The sequence below is a fragment of the Pseudomonas sp. FW305-3-2-15-E-TSA4 genome (assembly GCF_058787295.1).
On sequence record NZ_JBYSZP010000044.1, the window covers coordinates 1 to 752 of the forward strand.

Consider the following 752-nt stretch of genomic DNA (forward strand, 5'->3'; position numbering starts at 1 on the left):
TCCTCAGGGTACTTAGATGTTTCAGTTCCCCTGGTTCGCCTCTTGCACCTATGTATTCAGTACAAGATAACCATCTTATGATGGCTGGGTTCCCCCATTCAGACATCTCCGGATCAAAGTCTGTTTGCCGACTCCCCGAAGCTTTTCGCAGGCTACCACGTCTTTCATCGCCTCTGACTGCCAAGGCATCCACCGTATGCGCTTCTTCACTTGACCATATAACCCCAAGCAATCTGGTTATACTGTGAAGACGACATTCGCCGAAAATTCGCAAAACTCTTAAGAGTCACTCACAAATTTTACCTTAGCCTGATCCGTTACCAGTGAAAGTAACGTTCAGTCTATCTTTCTATCACATACCCAAATTTTTAAAGAACGATCTAATCAAAAGACTAGAAATCAGCATTCACCATCACAACGATGGAATGCTCATTTCTAAGCTTTCAAACTTCAGAAGCAGTGGTGGTGGAGCCAAGCGGGATCGAACCGCTGACCTCCTGCGTGCAAGGCAGGCGCTCTCCCAGCTGAGCTATGGCCCCGTATTTCTACAGGTTTCCCACACAAAAATTGGTGGGTCTGGGCAGATTCGAACTGCCGACCTCACCCTTATCAGGGGTGCGCTCTAACCAACTGAGCTACAGACCCAATTTCGGGCTGCTTCTATCGTCTTCTTCAATGAATCAAGCAATTCGTGTGGGAACTTATGGAGCAGCTGATGTCGTCGATTAAGGAGGTGATCCAGCCGCAGGTTC

2 tRNA genes and 1 rRNA gene are annotated in these 752 nt (G+C 47.9%); all 3 read right to left on the reverse strand.

Annotated elements, in window-relative coordinates:
* Window positions 1-216, reverse strand: a 23S ribosomal RNA gene (locus AC3WMV_RS28315); the annotation flags it as partial.
* Between the two features lie 247 nt (window positions 217-463).
* Window positions 464-539 (reverse strand) — tRNA-Ala (locus tag AC3WMV_RS28320).
* Window positions 540-568: 29 nt separating this feature from the next.
* A tRNA-Ile gene (locus tag AC3WMV_RS28325) sits at window positions 569-645 on the reverse strand.
* Window positions 646-752 lie beyond the last annotated feature (107 nt).